This is a genomic window from Streptomyces sp. NPDC042259 (assembly GCF_055582085.1).
Genome location: NZ_JBVJDW010000011.1, coordinates 17496 through 35764, shown reverse-complemented (window position 1 = coordinate 35764; position 18269 = coordinate 17496). Strand labels below are relative to the sequence as shown.

16 protein-coding genes are annotated in these 18269 nt (G+C 68.5%); 12 read left to right on the top strand and 4 right to left on the bottom strand.

Annotated features, from left to right (window positions below):
• Window positions 1-53: 53 nt before the first annotated feature.
• Window positions 54-566 carry a hypothetical protein gene (locus tag ACZ6MA_RS26005; protein ID WP_469436385.1) on the bottom strand — a complete coding sequence of 171 codons (513 nt, stop codon included), beginning with the start codon at window positions 564-566 and terminating at the stop codon, window positions 54-56.
• A 79-nt stretch (window positions 567-645) separates the two neighbouring features.
• Window positions 646-1698 carry a NucA/NucB deoxyribonuclease domain-containing protein gene (locus ACZ6MA_RS26000; protein ID WP_469436383.1) on the bottom strand — a complete coding sequence of 351 codons (1053 nt, stop codon included), beginning with the start codon at window positions 1696-1698 and terminating at the stop codon, window positions 646-648.
• 565 nt (window positions 1699-2263) lie between these two features.
• Between ACZ6MA_RS26000 and ACZ6MA_RS25995 the strand changes: the two genes are divergently transcribed.
• The 7 genes from ACZ6MA_RS25995 (at window position 2264) to mobF (ending at window position 11692) form a co-directional block, all read left to right on the top strand.
• The gene (locus ACZ6MA_RS25995; protein WP_469436382.1) at window positions 2264-2830 is read left to right on the top strand and encodes an RNA polymerase sigma factor; all 567 of its coding nucleotides are present in this window, start codon (window positions 2264-2266) and stop codon (window positions 2828-2830) included.
• On the top strand, window positions 2827-3528 hold the full coding sequence (locus tag ACZ6MA_RS25990; RefSeq protein ID WP_469436381.1) for a hypothetical protein: 702 nt from the start codon (window positions 2827-2829) through the stop codon (window positions 3526-3528). The genes ACZ6MA_RS25995 and ACZ6MA_RS25990 overlap by 4 nt, the downstream gene beginning before the upstream one ends.
• 1406 nt (window positions 3529-4934) lie before the next feature.
• Window positions 4935-5354 carry a hypothetical protein gene (locus ACZ6MA_RS25985; protein WP_469436379.1) on the top strand — a complete coding sequence of 140 codons (420 nt, stop codon included), beginning with the start codon at window positions 4935-4937 and terminating at the stop codon, window positions 5352-5354.
• Window positions 5355-5793: 439 nt separating this feature from the next.
• A complete protein-coding gene (locus ACZ6MA_RS25980) occupies window positions 5794-7044 on the top strand; it encodes a replication-relaxation family protein (RefSeq protein ID WP_469436377.1) in 1251 nt (416 codons plus the stop codon).
• A 170-nt stretch (window positions 7045-7214) separates the two neighbouring features.
• Window positions 7215-8546: a hypothetical protein gene (locus ACZ6MA_RS25975; protein ID WP_469436375.1), complete on the top strand. Its 1332-nt coding sequence runs from the start codon at window positions 7215-7217 to the stop codon at window positions 8544-8546.
• Between the two features lie 231 nt (window positions 8547-8777).
• Window positions 8778-9074 carry a hypothetical protein gene (locus ACZ6MA_RS25970; RefSeq protein ID WP_469436372.1) on the top strand — a complete coding sequence of 99 codons (297 nt, stop codon included), beginning with the start codon at window positions 8778-8780 and terminating at the stop codon, window positions 9072-9074.
• A 689-nt stretch (window positions 9075-9763) separates the two neighbouring features.
• Window positions 9764-11692, top strand: a complete 1929-nt coding sequence (mobF, locus tag ACZ6MA_RS25965; protein WP_469436704.1) for a MobF family relaxase — start codon at window positions 9764-9766, stop codon at window positions 11690-11692.
• A 243-nt stretch (window positions 11693-11935) separates the two neighbouring features.
• On the opposite strand, the gene ACZ6MA_RS25960 is transcribed toward mobF, so the two are convergent.
• Entirely contained in the window at window positions 11936-12151 is a 216-nt protein-coding gene (locus ACZ6MA_RS25960) for a DUF6207 family protein (RefSeq protein ID WP_469436371.1), read from the bottom strand.
• A gap of 194 nt (window positions 12152-12345) precedes the next feature.
• On the opposite strand from ACZ6MA_RS25960, the gene ACZ6MA_RS25955 reads away from it, so the two are divergent.
• Window positions 12346-12540, top strand: coding sequence for a hypothetical protein (locus tag ACZ6MA_RS25955; protein ID WP_469436369.1), 195 nt, complete (start codon window positions 12346-12348; stop codon window positions 12538-12540).
• A gap of 537 nt (window positions 12541-13077) precedes the next feature.
• Here the strand turns inward: ACZ6MA_RS25955 and ACZ6MA_RS25950 are convergent.
• On the bottom strand, window positions 13078-13338 hold the full coding sequence (locus tag ACZ6MA_RS25950; protein WP_469436368.1) for a hypothetical protein: 261 nt from the start codon (window positions 13336-13338) through the stop codon (window positions 13078-13080).
• 1052 nt (window positions 13339-14390) lie between these two features.
• Between ACZ6MA_RS25950 and ACZ6MA_RS25945 the strand changes: the two genes are divergently transcribed.
• The 4 genes from ACZ6MA_RS25945 (at window position 14391) to ACZ6MA_RS25930 (ending at window position 18208) form a co-directional block, all read left to right on the top strand.
• Window positions 14391-15893 carry an AbfB domain-containing protein gene (locus tag ACZ6MA_RS25945; RefSeq protein ID WP_469436366.1) on the top strand — a complete coding sequence of 501 codons (1503 nt, stop codon included), beginning with the start codon at window positions 14391-14393 and terminating at the stop codon, window positions 15891-15893.
• A 43-nt stretch (window positions 15894-15936) separates the two neighbouring features.
• A complete protein-coding gene (locus ACZ6MA_RS25940; protein ID WP_469436365.1) occupies window positions 15937-16452 on the top strand; it encodes an RICIN domain-containing protein in 516 nt (171 codons plus the stop codon).
• Window positions 16453-16544: 92 nt separating this feature from the next.
• On the top strand, window positions 16545-17108 hold the full coding sequence (locus ACZ6MA_RS25935; RefSeq protein ID WP_469436364.1) for an RICIN domain-containing protein: 564 nt from the start codon (window positions 16545-16547) through the stop codon (window positions 17106-17108).
• Complete coding sequence (locus tag ACZ6MA_RS25930) at window positions 17093-18208, top strand: hypothetical protein (protein ID WP_469436362.1); 1116 nt, start codon at window positions 17093-17095, stop codon at window positions 18206-18208. The genes ACZ6MA_RS25935 and ACZ6MA_RS25930 overlap by 16 nt, the downstream gene beginning before the upstream one ends.
• Window positions 18209-18269: the final 61 nt, after the last annotated feature.

Below are 18269 nucleotides of genomic sequence, written 5' to 3'. Positions count from 1 at the left end.
GCGCTGGCTGGAGAAGGCCTGCGATGGTTCCGTCGGCGAGAGAGAGGGGGTGGTCAGGTGTCGGGTTGGGAGCGCCAGCGGGCACCGAGTGCACTGGTTGCCTTGTGCGTGACGGGTGGGGCGGAGGGGGCGGGCCAGATCTGGAGGAGGTACTGCTCGACGGGGGTGTCTGCTGTTCGGCGGTCTTCGCCGTCATCACGGTGCCGGCCGCAGACGCGGAGTCGGTAGGTGCCCGGTCCGGGGATAGCGAGGGGAAGCTCTTCGTCGGGGGTGTAGCCGGCGCCCCAGACCTCCATCCGCTGGCCTCTCCAGGGCAGCGTCATCTCGGTGACGTCCTGCCAGGACGAGGGGTCGAGGGGAGGTGAGCCGTCCCAGGTTTCCGCAGTGACCTCAATAGTCCCGGTGTGCGTGCCGCACAGCACGGCGGCCCCGCAGTCGGTGACGGCCAGCAGGCCGTTCTCGTCGAACTCGGCGGGCACGTCGTCCATGACGTCAGGGTCCAGCACGGTGAAGACGTTGTGCTCGATGAACAGCTCACCGTTGTCCCGTTGGATCAGTTGGGCCATGCCCGGTCCTTCGTCGCAGCAGGGGAAGGGAAGCGGCAGGCGCGGGCGCGCCTGCCGCTGATGTGCCGTCGTCAGGGTGTCACCCGGGGCACCGGGCGAGGTTCATGGCCGGCGGCATGGCCCGGACGCCGGCCGGCGGCAGCGTGATGCTGACCCAGAAGGCATCGTCCTCCAAGATCCGGTTGGCCTTGTACCAGGGGTTGCGGTAGTCGCGGCCCTCGGCGGTGTTCTGCTTCTCCGGCACCATGTGACACGAGTAATCCGGGTTCTTCGACGCGCCCTGATGGGTCGACGCGAACGGGTACTCGTCACACGACTTGCCGTCCGGACGCGGCATGCTCGACGGACAGGCCGTCTCCCGGTTCTTGTCGATCAGGTCCTTGTCCGCAGTGCGGGTCAGCGCCGGCCCGCGGCCCTTCGCTCCCCACGCCTGCCGCAAGTTGTTCTGCGCCCAGTAGATGTGCCAGGCGACCTGGTCGATCTTCCCGTCGAGCGTGGACAGCTCGTAGGTAGGGGTGTAGCGCGGGTAGACGCAGCCACCCTTGCTCTGCGGGCTGACGTAGGGAGTGTTGTCGCAGCGCACGGCGATGGGCGTGCCCACCGCACCGGTGCCGGCCTCGGCTCCGGGCAGGTTGGGGATGACCGAGACGACGGGCACCATCTGGTCGGTGTTGATCTCTGTGCCAGGAGAGGAGACCGTCATGGTGAAGGTCTGCGTGCTGCCCGACGGCAGCGCCTTGATGCCTCCTGCGGAGGAGGCACGGCAGGCGTCGCACTTCAAGGTGACGCTGCCCGACATGGCCAGGGCCGTGCCCGTGGCATCGTGCAATCTGAGTGTGACCTTGTGCTCCCACGACGTGCGGTCGCGCGGGTTCAGCTTGGCCTCCGACGTCTCATCCAGCAGCGCCCTGCCCGTGATCTGTCCGGTCTTCTTCTCTTTCACCTCCACCGGGACGGTGGCGATGTAGCAGGACTCGGTCCGGTTGTAATCCGGGTCGCCTCCCTGACAGAGCCCGGCCGCCAACTGCTGGGGTGCCTGCTGCAGTGGCTCGCCGAGGGTGACGACCAGATCGTTGCTGTCGGCTGCCGTGGCGGCTACGGCCGCCTGCGGCTGCGTGGCCAGCAGCGGCACCGCGAGCGCTGCGGCCGCTACAGCCGCAGAAAGGCGGATACGTCGACGTAAGTGACCCTTCAAGGCGTGTCCCTTCAATGGGGCCCATGAGCGAACCCGTGCATGCTGTTGCCCGCGAAGCCGATGAGTCAACTGCCCGCCTACGCAACGCATTTCTTCCCGCCACCACAGTCCTGTCCCGGAGGCCGGGCACCCTGGAATACGTACGTTCAGGGGCCGGTGAGGATGGTGTTGGTGCCGATGTGGCGCCGGACGATGTGCCGCTCGCCGCGGGTCTCGGTGCGACCGTGCGGCGCCATCTGTGATCTTGCAGTTACGTTCCGTCAATATTCTTGTGTGACGGGCTGGACGCCCTGTGCCGTTGTGACGGCATGAGGGGCGAGAGTCACTGCTCTCCCGGGCGGCTGGGGACCCCGGACCATCTTGGACAGGACAGGAAAATATCTGTGATGTTCGACGGCACAGCGCCACCCGATGAGCGCCGTGCGGGGGCGACCTCAAGCCGGCAAGAACCCCAGCACCACCTCCACCAGCCGACGACGGCCCGTGTATCGCGAGGCCGGTCATGAACGGCTGGCGCGCCGCGCTGCACGCGGCAGACCGGGAGAGCCTGGTGATGTTCGAGTCCTTCGTCCGGTGCAAACGGCACGGGTACGTGACCTGGGCGTATTCCCGGCTGTTCTCCTGGGAGGACGCGAGAGAAGCGGCCAACGAGGCCTTCTTCAAGATCTACCTGCGGCGCGACGAGGCCTTCGCCAGCACCAACGCCTCCGCCTTCGGCTTCAAGATCCTTCACGACGCCGTGGTCGACATCCTCAGGAAACGCGACCGGCGGCCGGCGGTAGCCATTGGTCTCGCGTTCGAGGAGACCGACCGTCCGATCGCCGGGCTCCCCAACGACGAGTTCGAGCAGATCCCGCTCCGCATCGAGCTCCACCAGGCGGTCCTCCGGCTCGCCGACCGCCAGCGCACCTGCATCTCCCTCCACTACTTCCTGGACTGCTCCGTCAAGGACATCGCCGATACCACCGGCCTGGCCCGCTCCACCGTCCGCTCCCACCTCAAAGCCGGACTCACCGCCCTGGCCGCCCTGCTCCCCACGCCCGCCCACGAGAAAGGCCACCGGCCATGACCATCGAGAATGTCCTGAAGGGGGCACAGACCCAGTTCCCCGCCTACCCCCGCGACCAGCGCGCCGAGGATGACCGCGCCCTGTGGAACCGTATCGAGCAGGCCGAGCAACGCCGCGCCGCGCTGGCCCGCACCCCCAGCGGCTGGCTCACCCCCACCTCCCCCGAGCTGACCGCCCTGCTGCGGCCCGACATCCAGAAGCCTGCGGCATGGCGGCCGCTCAAGCGCCGCCTGCTGCATGACCTGCAGAGCCTGTGCCGCCTCAACCTCAGGGCCCCCGAAGTGAGCCGCCTGACGGCCGGAGTCATTGACGGGGACCACCCGACCGAACCGGTCGGCGCCCGCGGCCTGGGCTGCCTCCTCTACCTCAGCGGAGACGGCGCCGAGGGAGCCCGGTTCTGGTGGCGCTACGCCTCCGGCATCGGCGACTCCACCGCCGCCTACCTCCTCTTCCTCGAAGCCATGCTGCGCGGCGAACCGGAAGAAGCACTGCACTGCTACCGCGAACTGCGCGGCGGCGGCTTCCTGTGTGATCAAGACTGGGAGAACCCCGCCCCGCACACGGCCGCCACCCCGCCGCCACCATGGAAGGCAACCTTCGGCAACGCTGAAACAGAGGAAGAACACGGCGCCATCCCCGAAGGCCACCTCTACGAGCTGGCCCAGGCCAAACTCGACAGCCCCCTCTGCCACCAATGACCCGCCGCCCGCGAACAGTCCGGCCACAGCCAACCACTCCACCCTCCGCGACCTTCGCCTCCCCGAGGCCACCTGCACGGAGAACCTCGCATGCCGACCAGCCGACAACAGCCGGACACGCGCTGGCCTGGACGCAGACCACCATCCTCACCATGTGCGTCGTGGCCGCAGTCGTCATCGGATTCACCGGGCCGCTCCCGCTGGCCCTGGCCATCGCCGGAGCCGGCGCAACCATGGCCGGCGGCATACAGGTGACCGTGCACATCCGTCGGTAGCCCAAGCCAGTGGCCGGGAAAGGGTGGTGTGCATCGTGGTGCGCAGGGATGGACGGGGTGCGCACCGGGCGGGTGCGCACCACGCACCGGGCGGCTCGTGGTGCGGCGATGCGCCGCACCCACTGCCGTCGCCCCGGTGCGCACCGAGCGCACCGCACCGTCCGCCCGGCGCGGCATGCGGACACGGAGAGTGAGATGGTGCGGGTGCGCCAGGCGGCGGCTGCCCCTTGACCATCCCCTGGTCCTCACTGAGCCGCCCCCCTTGACCAGGTTCGCTGGCGGGCGCGTTTCTCCTGGACAATGCTCGCTGGAGGTCCGCATCATCCCGTTATGCGTGCTCGATGCGGTGCACCGAGAGGAGATCTCTCCCTCCCGTACCCGAGCCGTGCGCCGTCACCCTGCGTCAACGGCTGAGTGGTGGCGGCCACTCCCGCGCCGGGTGTGCTCCACCGAGGGGAAGCGTGTGCGCATCGTGGTGCGGTGCACCGCACCAGGTGCATACCGCGGTGCACGCCCGGTGCGGTGGCCGACGGCATCGTGCAGGACATCGTCGGCTGCGCCCGGCCGGCGGGCGATGCAGCGCACTCCCTGTCGTCGCACCGGTACACCTCACGATGCTCAGGCCGGTGCGCACCATTCTCGGGGTGGGAGTACGCAGAGTGACGACGTGTCGGTGCGGTGCAGTGGATCCGGACCCCTTGACCAGGGTGCGGCGCACCCGGTGCGTACCCCTTGATCAGGTGCTCTAGCGCGGCATTTCCCCTGAACAACGCTCGCTAGAGTCCGAATTGTTCGGCTATGTGAGCGCGATGCGGTGCACTGAGGGGACGCATCTCCCGCCCGTACCCGGCCCGGATTGTCGTAACGCCCCGTCAACGGTGCGCGTGCGCGGTGCAATGTCCACCACGCACCAGGATGCGCACCACCGGGAGGGAGCGCGCGGGCATCGTGCTCACTCGACCGGGAGTGCACCGCACCCGGTGCGCACCAGCCAGCGGGGGAGTGCAGTGCACCGCGCACTCCGCATCGCCTCGGTGCGCACCATGATGCGCACCGAGGCGCCGCCGGGCTTCCTGCGAGGGTGCGCGTGGCGCGCCGCCGTCGCCGTAGCGCGGCTCTACATTTCCGCCCGTGGGACAGACCCGGGGGCGGAGAGCCGCCAAGGCGGCGGGCGGCCAGCAGCCGAAGAAGAAGTGGCCCGGCAAGGCGCAGCGCGAGGCGGTCCAGCGGTCACGGGCAGCGAAGAAGAAGACCGGCGGCGGGAAGCCGGCCGGGGCGACGAAGGCGGTGTCGCTGCCGCGCGGCGCGATCCGGGCCGCATACCGGGGAACCTGCCCCGCCTGCCTCAAGGACTACGACAAGGGCGTCGTCATCACGAAGGTGGCCGAGGGCTGGGGCCACCTGGCGTGCACTCCTAGGAAGATGTCGGCGGCCGAGCGGGAGTTCGCGCGGAACAAGGCGGCGATCGAGAGCGGGGAGACGTTCCGCTCCCGCAAGCCCTCCGACTGGCGGCTCGGCTCCTCCCCGTCCAACACCCGTCCGGCCCGCTGACCGCTCGTCGGAGGGTGTGGCGTCGGCCACGGGCAAATCGGTTGCGCAAGGGGTTGTCAAGGGCATACCGGACACCGCTAGCGGAGGTGAACAGACCGCGGTCAAGGGGTCCTTCGCACGGTGGATACCGGCCCGGCGCGCGGCTTCGCGTACGGGCCGGACGACTGCCGACCCGGCCAGCAGGCCGGAGAATGCCGAGGACACCGTGCCCGCCGACCTCACGCCCGCCCCCGCCCGCAAGCCGCACGACACCGCCGGCCGGATACCCGCGGGCGGCATGGACCAAGCCCCGCAGGCCCCCTCCACGGGCCCCTCCATCGCCCCCTCCACGGCCCCTTCGCCCGCCGGACGCGTATCCGCAGGTCAGCCCCGGAGGGCAAGGGACCGCAGCGCGTTCGACAACCCTCTTAGGTCGACACAGGTCTGGAAGCCGACCGGAGTGCGACGACAGGAAGTGCTGAAGGCTCTCGGGATCTTCCAGCGAGCCACCCCGGAACACCTGTGGCGGATGTTGCGCCCCACCGACCGGCACGACCGATGCACCAGGGACACCCTCAACGCGCTCAAGGAGCAGGGGAAGGTCCGGGTGGAGACACGACTGAAGTCTGGACACCAGCTGTGGGTGCTCACCGAGAAGGGCCGCAAGGAAGCCAAGCAGCTGCTGCCGAGGAACGTACGGGTCTCCGCGCTGCTCAAGCCGGAGTACGACGCCAAGGGCAGGCCGGTCCCGGGAGAGGGCTACGACGAACACGCCGCTGCCGTCACCCTCACAGCCGCCGTGCTCACCGGGGCCGGCTACGGCACCCCGCTGTCCTGGCAGACCGAGATCGCCCACTGCCTCCCGTACGGCTACACCCAGTACGCCGACCTGACGATGCGCGCTCCGGACGCCGGGGTGCCCGCGATGCTCCTGGAAGTCGACCGCGTCAACGAGTCCGTCGACGACCTGGTGGACAAGCTGCGCCGCTACCACGACTGGTTCGAGCTCCCGGCGCCGAAGGCGGACGAGACCAAGGCGAAGGCGGCCCGAGGAGCGACGGTGCATGACTTCCGGCTGTGGTCGTGCCTGTACCCGGCGACCGGCCACGAGGGCTACGTGCCGGTGGCGTTCGTGTTCACCGGGAAGACCGCCGCGCAGCGCGAGAGCCGGATGCAGCGCCTGGAGCAGGCCGCCCGTCGCTACTTCGCCGGGGAGCTGCACCCGGGGTGGGGTGCGGGCATCACGGCCGTCGACTACCACCAGGCGGTGCCCGTGGTCGTCACCGAGCTGGAGCGGATCACCGCCGACCCGGCCGGGGCCGCCGGGAAGGTGTGGCGGCGGCTCGGCAGGAATGAGTGGCAGACGCTGGGCGAGGCCCTGGACAACCCCGACGGCGACCGGCTGTACGCGGTGCAGCGGGAGCAGGCCCGGCGACGTAAGGCGGAGCGGGAGGCCGCCGAGCGGGAGGCACGGCGACCGGTGTGCGCGCGGTGCGGCGCCAAGTTCACCGACGAGCGCTGGCAGGAGACCATGCGGTCTTCGTGGCCGGGGGAGTGGGACCGGCTGTGCGGGCCGTGTGCGACGGAGGCCGCCGACCGCGCGGAGGTTGAGCGCGTCGCACGCCGCCAGGCGGAGGAGGCCGACCGCGCGGCGGCCGAAGTGCCGGCGGTGAAGCCGCGCAGCCGGTTCGGCATCACGCGCCGCCGGTAGCCGTGCCTCCGGCCGGACAGGCGGCCCGGCCGGAGGCGAGGATGCGCACCGCGAACAACGACGTGTTCGCGCTGTCCGCTGATCGGTTTAACGGAGCCGGTGCTGCCGCAGGGATGGGGGGACCTAGCCCCGCGCTGTGCGGGGTTTCATGCCGCAAGGGAGAGACGATCTTGGGTGAGTTCCGTCCGGTGGCCAACGGACTTCGTACCGATCATCCTGTGCCGGGCCTGCCGTTCATCAACGACGAACGGCTGCCGCTCGACAATCCGGACGCGATCGAGCGCACCGGCCGGGACCAGGGCGAGGGGCTGTGGGGCCGCACCGACCCGTTACCGGGAGGCGGCTGGGTGGCGTTCACCACCGAGCCGAAGAACCGCGCGTACGCGTGGGCCGTCCACTACCACCCCGAGCACGGCCGCACCGTCGTGCTGGTCACCGACGGCAGCTGGAGCGGTCTCCACCACGACTGGGTGTACGAGAACACCGGCTTCCTCTACCGGCACGGCGGTTACTGGTGGGACGGCACCGCCTGGCACCGGCCCGGCGTGGTCTTCGACGGCGCCTACGAGCGCTACGACGCCCGCCGCGTCGAGGACGCGCTCACCGTCACGGCCGCAGACCTCCTGGTCCACCCCGCCGACCCGGGCAAGGCGAGTATCGCCACCATCGCCGGGTTCACGGCGCCCAAGTCGGCCCTGCCCAACTGGCGTGATCATCTGGCGCTGTGGGCGGAGCACCGTCGGCGCGTGCCGGACGCCAGGCCGCTGGACGCGTGCGTCGTCGACTTGAAGGCCCCCGAGCTGGAGCCGGGCTTCCTAGTGGACCGCGCCGGGCTGGCGAAGATCGCGAACATCGCCGAGGACGACCTCCCGATGCCGGAGTACGCGGACCACAAGATGCCCGAACCACAGGCCCACGGCGCAGGCGGGCCTCTGTGGTCGAAGCCGGTGGCCCGGGACTGGGCTGAGCAGCATCACCGCGACCACGGTCCCGGCGCACTCCTCTCCGCCACCACCTCTTTCGGCACCCCGCAGCCCCAGGGGCTCGTCGCCGACCACAACCGCCTCACCAAGGTCATCCACATTGACGGGAAGCAGACCGAGGAGACGGCCAAGACCCTCGCCTGGTGGCCCGCGGTCTCCCTCACGGTGGGAACCGACAGCCTCGTCCCCATGTCGGCGCTGCGCACGACGCTGATCGAGGCCGTGATCTCCCATCTGGCCCGAGGCGTCCAGAAGGGGAGGAGCGGAATCTGGCTCGGCACCCTCCGCCGTGACGTGGTCAAGATCTTCGACTGGTACGTCCAGCGAAAGCCGGACCGCATCGCAGGACTCCTGAGCGAGATCTGCCTGAACGCCCACACACGGCTGGACGTGGACCCGCAGACCGTGGGACAACTCATCCGCCGGTCCCTCCACCACGACAGCACGCTGGGCCAGGAAACCATCGACGCACTCCTCGACATGGCCCTACCACCGTCCGCGAAACCCTCCGAGAGCTAGCCAGAAGGCCCCAGCCGGCTGCGCCCTGTGGCGGCGGCCGGGCCCTGATCCCGACACCCGCCCGGCCCACCGGGTAAGCCTCCCCGTCTGTGGCTCTGGCACGAAAAGTGATCCAGAGCCACGCGGCGATGTCCGTGACAGCGGTGAGCACGCGGGCCCGGCCCCCACCGGGCAGGGCCCGCGCGGGCCATCGCGGCCCGCGCTGTCGGTGGCGGCTGGAACGCTGGTCTGATGAACGGAGACGAGCAGTTGCTGCGCGGCCGGGTCTACGGCCGCGACCACGACGACCCCAACCCCGGCCCTCTGCCGCACCGGGCGTACGCCGTACTGATCGGCGGACCGCTGGACGGGCTGCTGCTGGACATCCACGGATGGCGGCCGGAGGAAGTCGATGACGGCGTCGCCCTGATCACCGAACTCTCCCGGTGGCCCGGCGGCCGCGCCCTGTATGACCCGCGCCCAGGCGAGCCGCGCACACCCGGCCCCGGCGTCAGCTGCCGCTTCTACTACTCCGGCGACACGCCCTGACGCCCTGCACAGTCGGCCGCACGGCGCTCGCCGTGCAAGCTGCTGCCGGCCACGGGCCGGTGAGGATTGCGTGGGTGCCGACTCGGCGCCACACGATGTGCTGCGAGCCGGGGCGGAGTTCGGGCCCGTACTCCCAGGTAGCGCGTCCTGCGGGGCCAGCACCCATCGACCAGGTCAGTTCGTAGATGCCTGGCGCGCGCTGGACGCGCTTGACTCGGAGGCCGGCGCGGAAGCGGCCGGTGCGCAGGTCCTCTACGAAGGCCGCCACGGTCTGGCGGAATCGACGGCGCTGTTCCGGGGTGAGGCGGTCCAGGTCGGTGGCGAAGCGGGGCAGGGTCTCGTAGGTCGGCACGTCGGTCCTCCAGGAAGCACGAGGCCCCCGGCGTTGCCGGGGGCGGAGAGTCGGTGACGTGGTGCAGGGCGCGGCGTCTTTGGCCGTCGGATGGGGGAGCGGTACGAAGATGTGCGCTGGTTGACGGTGAAGTCGTCTGCTGGCGGTTTTCGGGGTGTGTGAGGCGTGTGTGACTGGGTGCCGCGCAGCATTTGCATGGCCCTGGTGGTGTCCGCCGGGCGGGAACAGTCCCGCCGCGAACGCCCGCCGTGCGGGTTTGGCCGTGAAGTTCCGGTGAAGTCTCCCGCCCCACGGGATCGCGCTTTTTCGCAGCTCAGATCCGGTGTCGTCTGTGGGGATGCTGAGTGTCGCGAAGGTCCAGAGGCGTAATGCGTGGCGGTACTACGTGCGCGGAGTGGCGTTCGGGGACGGCCGCCGACCGGTCGGCCAGTCCCTCAAGGACGCCCAGGAGATGGCCGGCCTCCCGCCGGGGAGGTGGTTGGGGCGCGGCCTGGCCGCGCTCGGGCTCACCGCGGGCGCGGAGGTATCCGAGCGACAGACGGAGCTCGTCTTCGGGCAGGGTCGGCACCCGGACGCCGACCGGATCGAGCGGCACCTCCTGAACGGCGGCGCCGACCCGGCCACCGCCCGGCTGGCCACCGTGCTCGGGCAGCCGATCGAGGAGATCGAGGCCCGCAAGCAGACCCCGCTGCTCGCCCTCGACTTCACCTTCCGTCCCCAGGCGTCCCTGATCGTGCTGTGGGCGCTGGGAGACGACAGGACACGCCGGATCATCGAGCGGGCACACGAACGGGCCATCACCAAGGCACTGCGCTGGCTCGAGGATGAGGTCGCGGAGACCCGGTGGTCCTCCGGCCGCGGCCGCGCGAAGACGCCGGCATTGGTGGTCGCGGCTTTCCGGCACTTCGACAATCGCGACGGCTTCCCGCTTCTGCACGACCACTGCCTGGTCCTCAACCGCGTGCAGCGCCTGGACGACAACGGCGAGCCGAAGTGGGGCGCGCTGGACACGCTCCGGCTCTACCGACATGTGGTGGCGGCCGGGACGCTCTACACCCTCGCGATGACGACCGAGGCGTGTGAGGAACTGGGACTGGCGACGGTGCCGAGGGAGGTGACGCCAGGCCTGCGCCCGGTGATGGAGATAGCCGGTGTCGACTCCGAGCTCATCGACTGGTCCGCCACCCGCCGTCAGCGGATCGAGGACGTCCTGGAGGGCCTCACCTGCAAGTACGCGCAGAAGAACGGACGGCTGCCCGGCGAGCGCGCCCGCCACGGCCTGGCCTGGCAGGCAGCGCAGGACACCCGCCCAGAGAAGAAGACCCCGCGCCCGTTGAAGCAGTTGCTCGCGTGGTGGCGGGCGTCCGCGCTGTTGAGGTTCGGCAAGCAGATAGTCGACGGGGTCGTGCAGCGCTGCCGCGCGGCGGGTGCGGCGATCCGGGCCCGGGTGGATCCGCACGTGGACGCCGTACTCGCCGCCGTCGACGTCGCCGCGGTCGTGTCCACCGTCCGCGGCAAATTCGCCCGCCGCCACGTCCTGGCCGAAGCCCGCCGGCATCTGCTGGAAACCCTGCGCGGCCAGGAGTTCACGCACGGCCTGGACGACTACATCGCAGGCCGCGCCCTGTCCGACCACAGCCGTCAGTCCACCGTTCCCCAGCCCGGCCGCCGGACCCCAGCTGCCGACCAGATCTTCTACACTGCCGACTTCGCCGAGCCCGATCGCTGGTGGATCGCCGGCGCCGACGACAAGCCGCCCCGCGAGTCGAGCCGGTACGAGCGAGCCCGGGTCGCCAGCCTCGCCGTGCAGAACGCGATCCGCGCCGCCCGCCCCACGCACGCCGCCGCCGCGCTGGACGAAGCCCCGGACGCGACCGCGTCAGCCGCCGCGCACGCCGAAGACCAACAGCGCGACCAGCCGCCAGGCGCGCCACACGCCGTTGACCACCCGGGCCGGGACGCCGCGCTCACCCCGGCGCAGCGGGCCGCCGCCATCCAAGCCCACCAGCAGGCCGCGATGCCGCAGGAGCACCTGGAGGGCCGGACGACCGACCCGGCGACGTGGATGCGCACACCGGAGAACCTGGAACGGCTCGCCGCCATCACCCGCGCGGCGAATGCCCGCCGCCGCGCCATCGAGGAGGGGGAGATCCCGGCCCCGGCCCCGGCCCCGGCCGCCGACCCGGCCGGGCCGGTCGACCGGCGCCGCCAGGAGCACGAGCAGCAGCACCAGCAGCCCGGCCCCGGCCAGAGCCTCCAGCCGTGACGGCTGCGGACCCGTCCGGCGGGACGGAGGACGAAGTGGCCGCTCCAGCAGTCGGGACGCGACCGGCCGCCCAGTCTCAAGGCCGGCGGAGAGAGGTGAGTGTGCGGGGGACCGACCCTTGAGAGCGGAGGCCCCGATGGTCAACATCGCTGAGTAACGCCCGGATACAGCCCGGGGCACCGCCCAACCGACGCACGAGGAGGCCGATGCTGCGGACTGCGCCGCCGGTAGTCGGCCGAGGCGTTAGTCGGTGGCGCCGGGGCGTCGTCGGAGGTCCGCGTAGATGCGGGCCTTGACCCCGGGCTCGCCGGGCTCGCGTCGTACGGGGCCGATACCGGAGGTGGCCCACCGCTGCTCGAGGGCGGCCATCACCGCGTGTGCGGTTGCTTCGTCGTGTGCGGTGACGTCCAGGACCACTAGGCCGGGCTCGGATACGTGCACGTCGTCGATGTGATTCATGACCGCGCAGACGCCCCGGGCAGCGGGTCGGTTCGCCGTCGGCAGCTGCACCACCCCCACGGGCGACTGCCCGCGCGAAGTTGCCCGCGTCACCGCCGGCGGGAACGCAGTCTCGCGTGCGATCGAACAAAACAGCGCACCCTGACAAGTGTGCGCTCTATCGTCGAACTTCTCTGGTGATCAGGGGAGGGCAGATGAGCGAGCGAGACCTCGCGATAGGAATCGGTCTGCTGCTGGCGGCGGGCGGTGCGCTGGTCCTGAGGGAGATGGTCGGCCCCTGCGAGGCCTTCGCCATCGTGGCCTCACCGGTGGTGGCCGGCGCAGCGGGCCCCACGTTCGCCCGTCGGCTGGCGGTGCGGCGGCTTCGCCGGTGGCTACGCTGCCTCTGACCGCCCGAAGCTCGCTCGCCTTCATGCCCGGGTCGCGTGCAGAGAACGCTTCGCACTGCCGCCGCACGCTCGTGCAGCCAGCTGGCTCAGCTGTGCCCGGCAGCACTTGCGCGGCGGCCACGACCGGCGTGCGTCAGGCGCTGTCGGCGGTGTAGGTCAAGACGCCTACGGGAGATCAAAACGGCCACTGACCATCGTCCGCCGTCGAGCGAGCCTCGAACGTCATCGGTGAACGCATGCTGCTGAATCAGGAGAGAGTTCCATCTGAGGCATCCTCTGTATGGAGTGCGATGGCTCTTGTCCGGCTGTCGAACAGGAGTCGAAGAGCCTTCTGGATGGCTTCGCGATCCAGCTGAGTCTCTTGTGCCAGAAGTAGGCGGGCTCCCGCTTCGACCTCGGCCCATGCCAGCCGACTGCGTCGGTTGGCGGCTCGTCTTACGTCGCTGCGGAGGAAGCCAGCCCTCCTGAGAATCCGGCGGAGACGAAGGCCATCAATGCCGCAGGGACACGGGCACCCGGTCTGGTGCGGTGGTGCGGCTACCGGTGCGCACCGGGTTCGGAGAGCACCGTGTGAGCCACCGCCAGGCGCGCGTCGCGCAGCGCCTCCAAGGTGCTGGCGGTGTCCGCGTGGTCGGGGTCCGGGATAACGCTCACCATGAACCGGATGATGCTGCGGGTGATGCCCGGCACCGCCGTGGTGGGAGAGTCCCGCGCCCAGTCGCGCAGCGCGGACAGCAGCACGCACCCGACCTCGTCCAGGGCGAAGAAGTCCGCGCATAGGTCGGCCTCTGCGCCCACGGCCGTGACGGGCCAGACGATGTCCTCTGCGAGCCGCAGCAGGATGAACGCCAGCCGAGCTTGTTTCTGGACACCTCTCGAAGTGTCAGTGGGCCCGGGACGCCGCCGGGCTGACGCCCGCCACCCTAGACGCGGACGCGGAAACCACGCGCAGGGCACTGCCGCCCAGAACTCCGGCAGGCCACGAGGACATCAGCCGGCCAGCCTCAGCCTTGCGGGACCTGCTCTTTTTCGCGGTAGGGCTGCGTGGTGTCCGTCTGATGGGGCGTGCTGGCGTCTGCGTAGACGCTCGAAGCGGTGCCCAGTCGTGTTGTGGTCGCCGGGCCTCGCACTCAACTCCGCTGATTTAGGACCCATTTAGGGACGCATCGCAAGCTTTTAAGTACCGGCTGATTGCGAGTTCGAGGGGGGCGTCGCGGCGGGGGCCTGGAATGGGTAGTTCAGCGAAGGACGAAGATTATTGCACTGTGTGTCACCTATCGGATACGGTTTCGGTGGCCAGCCAAGCTGGTGGGCATGCGGGAGGGGAGTGGCGGGGTGAGTGCACCACGCCATGCCATGCATGCTGCGAAAGGTTGCCAAGTGGGGGAATCATGCGTGGAATCGTCCGAGGGTCGCTCGTAGCCTCTAGGACTTGTTGACGTTCCTTGATTCCTGCTACGGCAGGTTCGCGCAAGGGGCGTCCAAGGAGCCGTGGAACCTGCAAGGCTGGTTCACGGGTCTAGCCCGCCATGAGCGGATTCTGAGAGCTGAGCGAGCCGAGGCAATGGCGAGAGATCGCCGGATGATGCCCGGGGGCCTATACGGCGCTGGACGTGTCCGTGGGGTAGCGGTGTAGGGGCGCCGCGTTCGAAGAGATCGACGCTAGATGGATAGCTCCGCCCACCTTTGAGGCATCTCTTGCCATGCCTCAAAGGTGGGCGGCGGACTGTGCGGCGCCGGTCCTGTACACATTTTGGGCGCCTACGGGGCGCCAGAGGGGTTCTGAAGCCAGCATGCACAAGAGACGCGTTACCTCCGTCCGGATACGCGGGGTGGTCATCCGTGGGATCGTGGCAGCCACCGCGTTAACTGCCGTTACAGGCGTGATCACGCCCTATGCCGCGGTTGCCGCGCCGTCAGACGCGGTGGCGCAGGCGAGTGGTATCGGCACCAGCGACACACAGCGGGTGGAGGCAGCAGCTGTGGTCCGCCTCGACCCGAGCCCGGAAGTCCTCCTGCTCAGCGATTACGACTTCATTCACGCGCTGTGGCAGAAGGCCAGGGACGCCGGCGAGAAGTTGGGTGCGGTCCGTACGGCTGCCGAGGTGGCGATGACTACCACCTCCGCCGAGATTCATGTGCGGTTCATCACTACCGGCATTCACGAGGCGTACAAGCTCGATCAGCAGCGGGAGAAGGACCAGGCGGACGCCGATCGTGCGGCAAGACTCGCCAAGTCCCAGGCCCTCATTGCAGTGGGTATCCCCAGCACCCCGGAGCTTTTGGCCCTCAGCGAAGATAATTTTATCCGCGCGATCGCGGTGCACGCCGCTTCCGGACCGGAGGTCCGTGCCGCAGCCGCGCGTGTGCTGGTCGGCGATGCGGCCGCATGGCGCGCGTTCATTACCAACGGGGTCCGGGAGGCCCACCAGCGCGACGTGGCCAACAAACTCAAGGAACTGGAGGAAAGGGACCGAGAGGAATCCGAGCGCCGAAAGGCGCTGGCTGCCCGCACGAAGGCCGCAGCCCTATTCCGCATCACCCCCTCCGAGGCCATGCTGGCTCTCAGTGATGACAACTTCATTCGTGAACTGCTGCGGAACGCTGCCGCCGATGTCCAGAAGACCGAACTTTACGCCGCAGGCCAGCGAGCTGTGCTGAGCTCTGACCCGGTTGAGTGGAAGAAGTTCATCTACACCGGTGCAGAGCAGGCCTACAAGCGTGACGACGAGACGCGTCGTAAAAAGATCGCTGAGAATAACCGCAGATTGGCATTGCAGATTCAGGCTGCGGCAGAGAACGGCGGGGTTAATCCCAATCTGGTGGCCGAGGCCAAGAAGGCACTGGCGGGCAGAGACGAGGACGTTGCTGAATTCCTCAAGGACGACAACCAGTACCGGGCGAAGCGACAGTCCCTCCAGGGTCTTGCCCCCAAGCGCGAAAACTGGTACATCCGCCGTTCCCATGCTGTTGAGGACCGTGACGGAGCCTTCATCGCTCCTGTGGATGCGAAGAGCAAGCAGGCCGATCGTGAGGATGCCACCTGGGTCGTCTTGCCCGCGCTGGCCAATAGTCCTGGTTGCTATTCCTTCGAGTCGGTGAGCGCACCCGGTCACTACCTGAAGACGGGGGATGGGCATACGTTGCTCGTCTCCCCCGACGATGGCAGTGTGAAATTCCGGAAGGATGCCACCTGGTGCCCTCGCAGCGGACTTATCGGATACGGGAAATCCTTTGAGGTCGCATCTGATCCAGGAGCTTGGATGATGGAATACAGGGGTGACCTTTACACCTTGAGTCATCCCAATGCCCGCGACGCCAGTTGGGAGGTATCTTCCCCTCTTGCCCGCTGACCTCTTTCCTGTCGAGTCCTCACCCGAGAAGAATGGACCCACGATGTCCCGGACCATCCGAGCCGCACTGGCCGCCAGCGCTGGCATTGCTCTACTGGTCAGTGGCGCAACCACCGCACACGCCGATACTGGTCCGTCACTTGTGCGCCTGCAGGAGGATGTCACTGGCATGTGTCTAACGATCGATGACGGCGGCCTGCGGAATGGAGCCAAGGCGAGGCAGAGGCCATGTGCCGACGGCCTCGACAGCCAACTTTTCGAGCTGGCTCCGGTCGGTTCAGCGTCGTTCGAATTGCGAGCCAAACATAGCGGTAGATGCCTGGAGGCCAACCCGTCGGACAGCGTCTGGCAATACTTCTGTGACGAAGCAACCGGCAGGCGCTGGAGATTGATCATGGTTGATGTTTCCAAGGAGCTGTACCAGCTGCGCCCCGCGCATAAGCCAAACTACTGCCTTTTCGCTCCGGGAGGCGAGGGCTCCGAACTGGACGTTGCTGTCTGTGAAAGAGACGGCCTCCGTCTCTGGGATCGCTGGCGAATTCAGTCGGTCGCGCGCTAGATTCGCTAACTCGTGGGTGAATCATCGATGATGTCACGGGAATGGTTCTATTGTTTTAGGCAGAATCCTCAGTGAGAAGAAAAGGTTCTAAGATGGCGCGGATAATTCGAGGGCTGCTGACTGTTTGCGTCGGTTTTGCCGCCACGGCAACTGGCGTGACCACTGCACACGCAGAAGGGACCCCTTCTGCTGCGGCCGGCATCTCAGGGGAAACGGTCGTACAGCTGGAAGCGTCAGACAGTGGCCTATGCCTAGGCGTCCCCCCTAAAGCGGCCAAAAATGGTGCGCGAGCTGGGCTGGGTCTTTGCAACACCGACGCGAAGCACTTGCAATGGCGCGTGGTTGCCACCGAATCCGCTTTCGAAGTTCGTTCGGTGCCCAGTGGCAGATGTCTTGAGGTGGAGAACAGTGGCACCCAGGCCGGTGCTGTCGTTCAGACATGGGACTGCACCGGCGGTAAGCAGATGCGTTGGCAGCTGGTTCTTGTCGACCATGTCCGGAAGCTTTTTCAGTTGCGTCCCACACACACTCAGGACCGTTGCCTGGACGTGATCAACGGCGACCTGAGTCCCGACGCGAAGGCGCAGCAGTGGTACTGCAACCAGACCAATGCCCAGCTGTGGCAGATCAAGCCGGTCAATTGGCCAGCGCCGTGAATCGCCAATGGTGGGTCGCATCGGCGCTGACTGTCAGCTTCCTAGCTGGTGGTGGTGCGCTCGCGGGAGCGGCGCCAGCATGGGCTGACACCCCGGCTCTGGCCCCGGTCTCGGCGAACCAGCCGGCCGAGGAACTCGTGCGTATTACGGCCGCGGCGGCGGAGGAGGCACGTAATCGCGTTCTCGGAATGGCGAAGTCGCACCTTCCGGCCGAGATACGAGTATCGGCATGGAACGCGTTGCGCAACTCCCGGGGCGATGAGGCCATCGCGGAGTGGCTGGCCCCTGGCGGTGGCTACGACGCCGCCAAACAACGGACGCGGGACACCAGGTCAAGGAACAGGGCCTTCTGTGAACGGGTGGTGCGGACCCACACTGTCGAATTCTCGCCCGAGGTACGTGCTGCAGCTGAGCGCGCTGTGAAGGGCACGGATGCTGACCGGGCGGCGTTCGTTAAGTCTGGTTACGCCGAGGCTCAGCGGCGTGACCGGGCTGCCGGGAAGGCCGGCACGCAACACCAGCAGGAGGCCGCGGCGAAGGAGCGGGACTTCGTACGCGCGCTTGCGGAGCGTGACCCGGGTGAGCAGGTGCGGATCGCGGCGCAGTGGGCGCTGCGGCCTGGTGCTGCTGACGCGGATGTTGCGGAGTTCTTCGGTTACGGCTGGATGACAGGCGCGGCCTTGGACGTGGAGAGGTATCGGATACGGGTCGCGGATGCGGAGGTGCTGCGGCACCATGCCTTGTCGCTCCTGATCAGGGATGCCGTGGCGGCCGAGGAGGCTCTCAAGGGGGCGACCGACGCGGCGAAAGCCCGGGCCGAGGCTGAGCGGGCGTGGGAAGCGGTGGCCGAACATGCCGACGCGGCGCAGAAGGCATGGCTGGCGGAGCAGGAAGCGGCTGCGGCCCAGGTGACCAACTGGGAGAACATCGCGGACGCCGCCAGGGCAGGTGCAGATGAGCTCTGGAAGACCATTGCCGAGCCGGCCAAGGCCAACCAGGACACCTGGGCCAGGGAGCAGGGTGAAGCGGTCGAGGCAGCCAAGTCCTGGAAGGGCATGTTCGACCGGGCTCAGGACAGCGCGAAGCGTGTGAAGGGCTGACCCTCGGTGTGTTCGTTCGCCAGACTTACCTGCTGAACGAACGCACCTCCTGCTGCGTTTT

Coding starts and splice junctions, on each gene's coding strand:
- ACZ6MA_RS26005 (WP_469436385.1), bottom strand. CDS start 566: ATGGCCCAACTGATCCAACGGGACAACGGTGAGCTGTTCATCGAGCAC.
- ACZ6MA_RS25995 (WP_469436382.1), top strand. CDS start 2,264: ATGAACGGCTGGCGCGCCGCGCTGCACGCGGCAGACCGGGAGAGCCTG.
- ACZ6MA_RS25990 (WP_469436381.1), top strand. CDS start 2,827: ATGACCATCGAGAATGTCCTGAAGGGGGCACAGACCCAGTTCCCCGCC.
- ACZ6MA_RS25970 (WP_469436372.1), top strand. CDS start 8,778: ATGAACGGAGACGAGCAGTTGCTGCGCGGCCGGGTCTACGGCCGCGAC.
- mobF (WP_469436704.1), top strand. CDS start 9,764: ATGCTGAGTGTCGCGAAGGTCCAGAGGCGTAATGCGTGGCGGTACTAC.
- ACZ6MA_RS25960 (WP_469436371.1), bottom strand. CDS start 12,151: ATGAATCACATCGACGACGTGCACGTATCCGAGCCCGGCCTAGTGGTC.
- ACZ6MA_RS25955 (WP_469436369.1), top strand. CDS start 12,346: ATGAGCGAGCGAGACCTCGCGATAGGAATCGGTCTGCTGCTGGCGGCG.
- ACZ6MA_RS25940 (WP_469436365.1), top strand. CDS start 15,937: ATGTCCCGGACCATCCGAGCCGCACTGGCCGCCAGCGCTGGCATTGCT.
- ACZ6MA_RS25935 (WP_469436364.1), top strand. CDS start 16,545: ATGGCGCGGATAATTCGAGGGCTGCTGACTGTTTGCGTCGGTTTTGCC.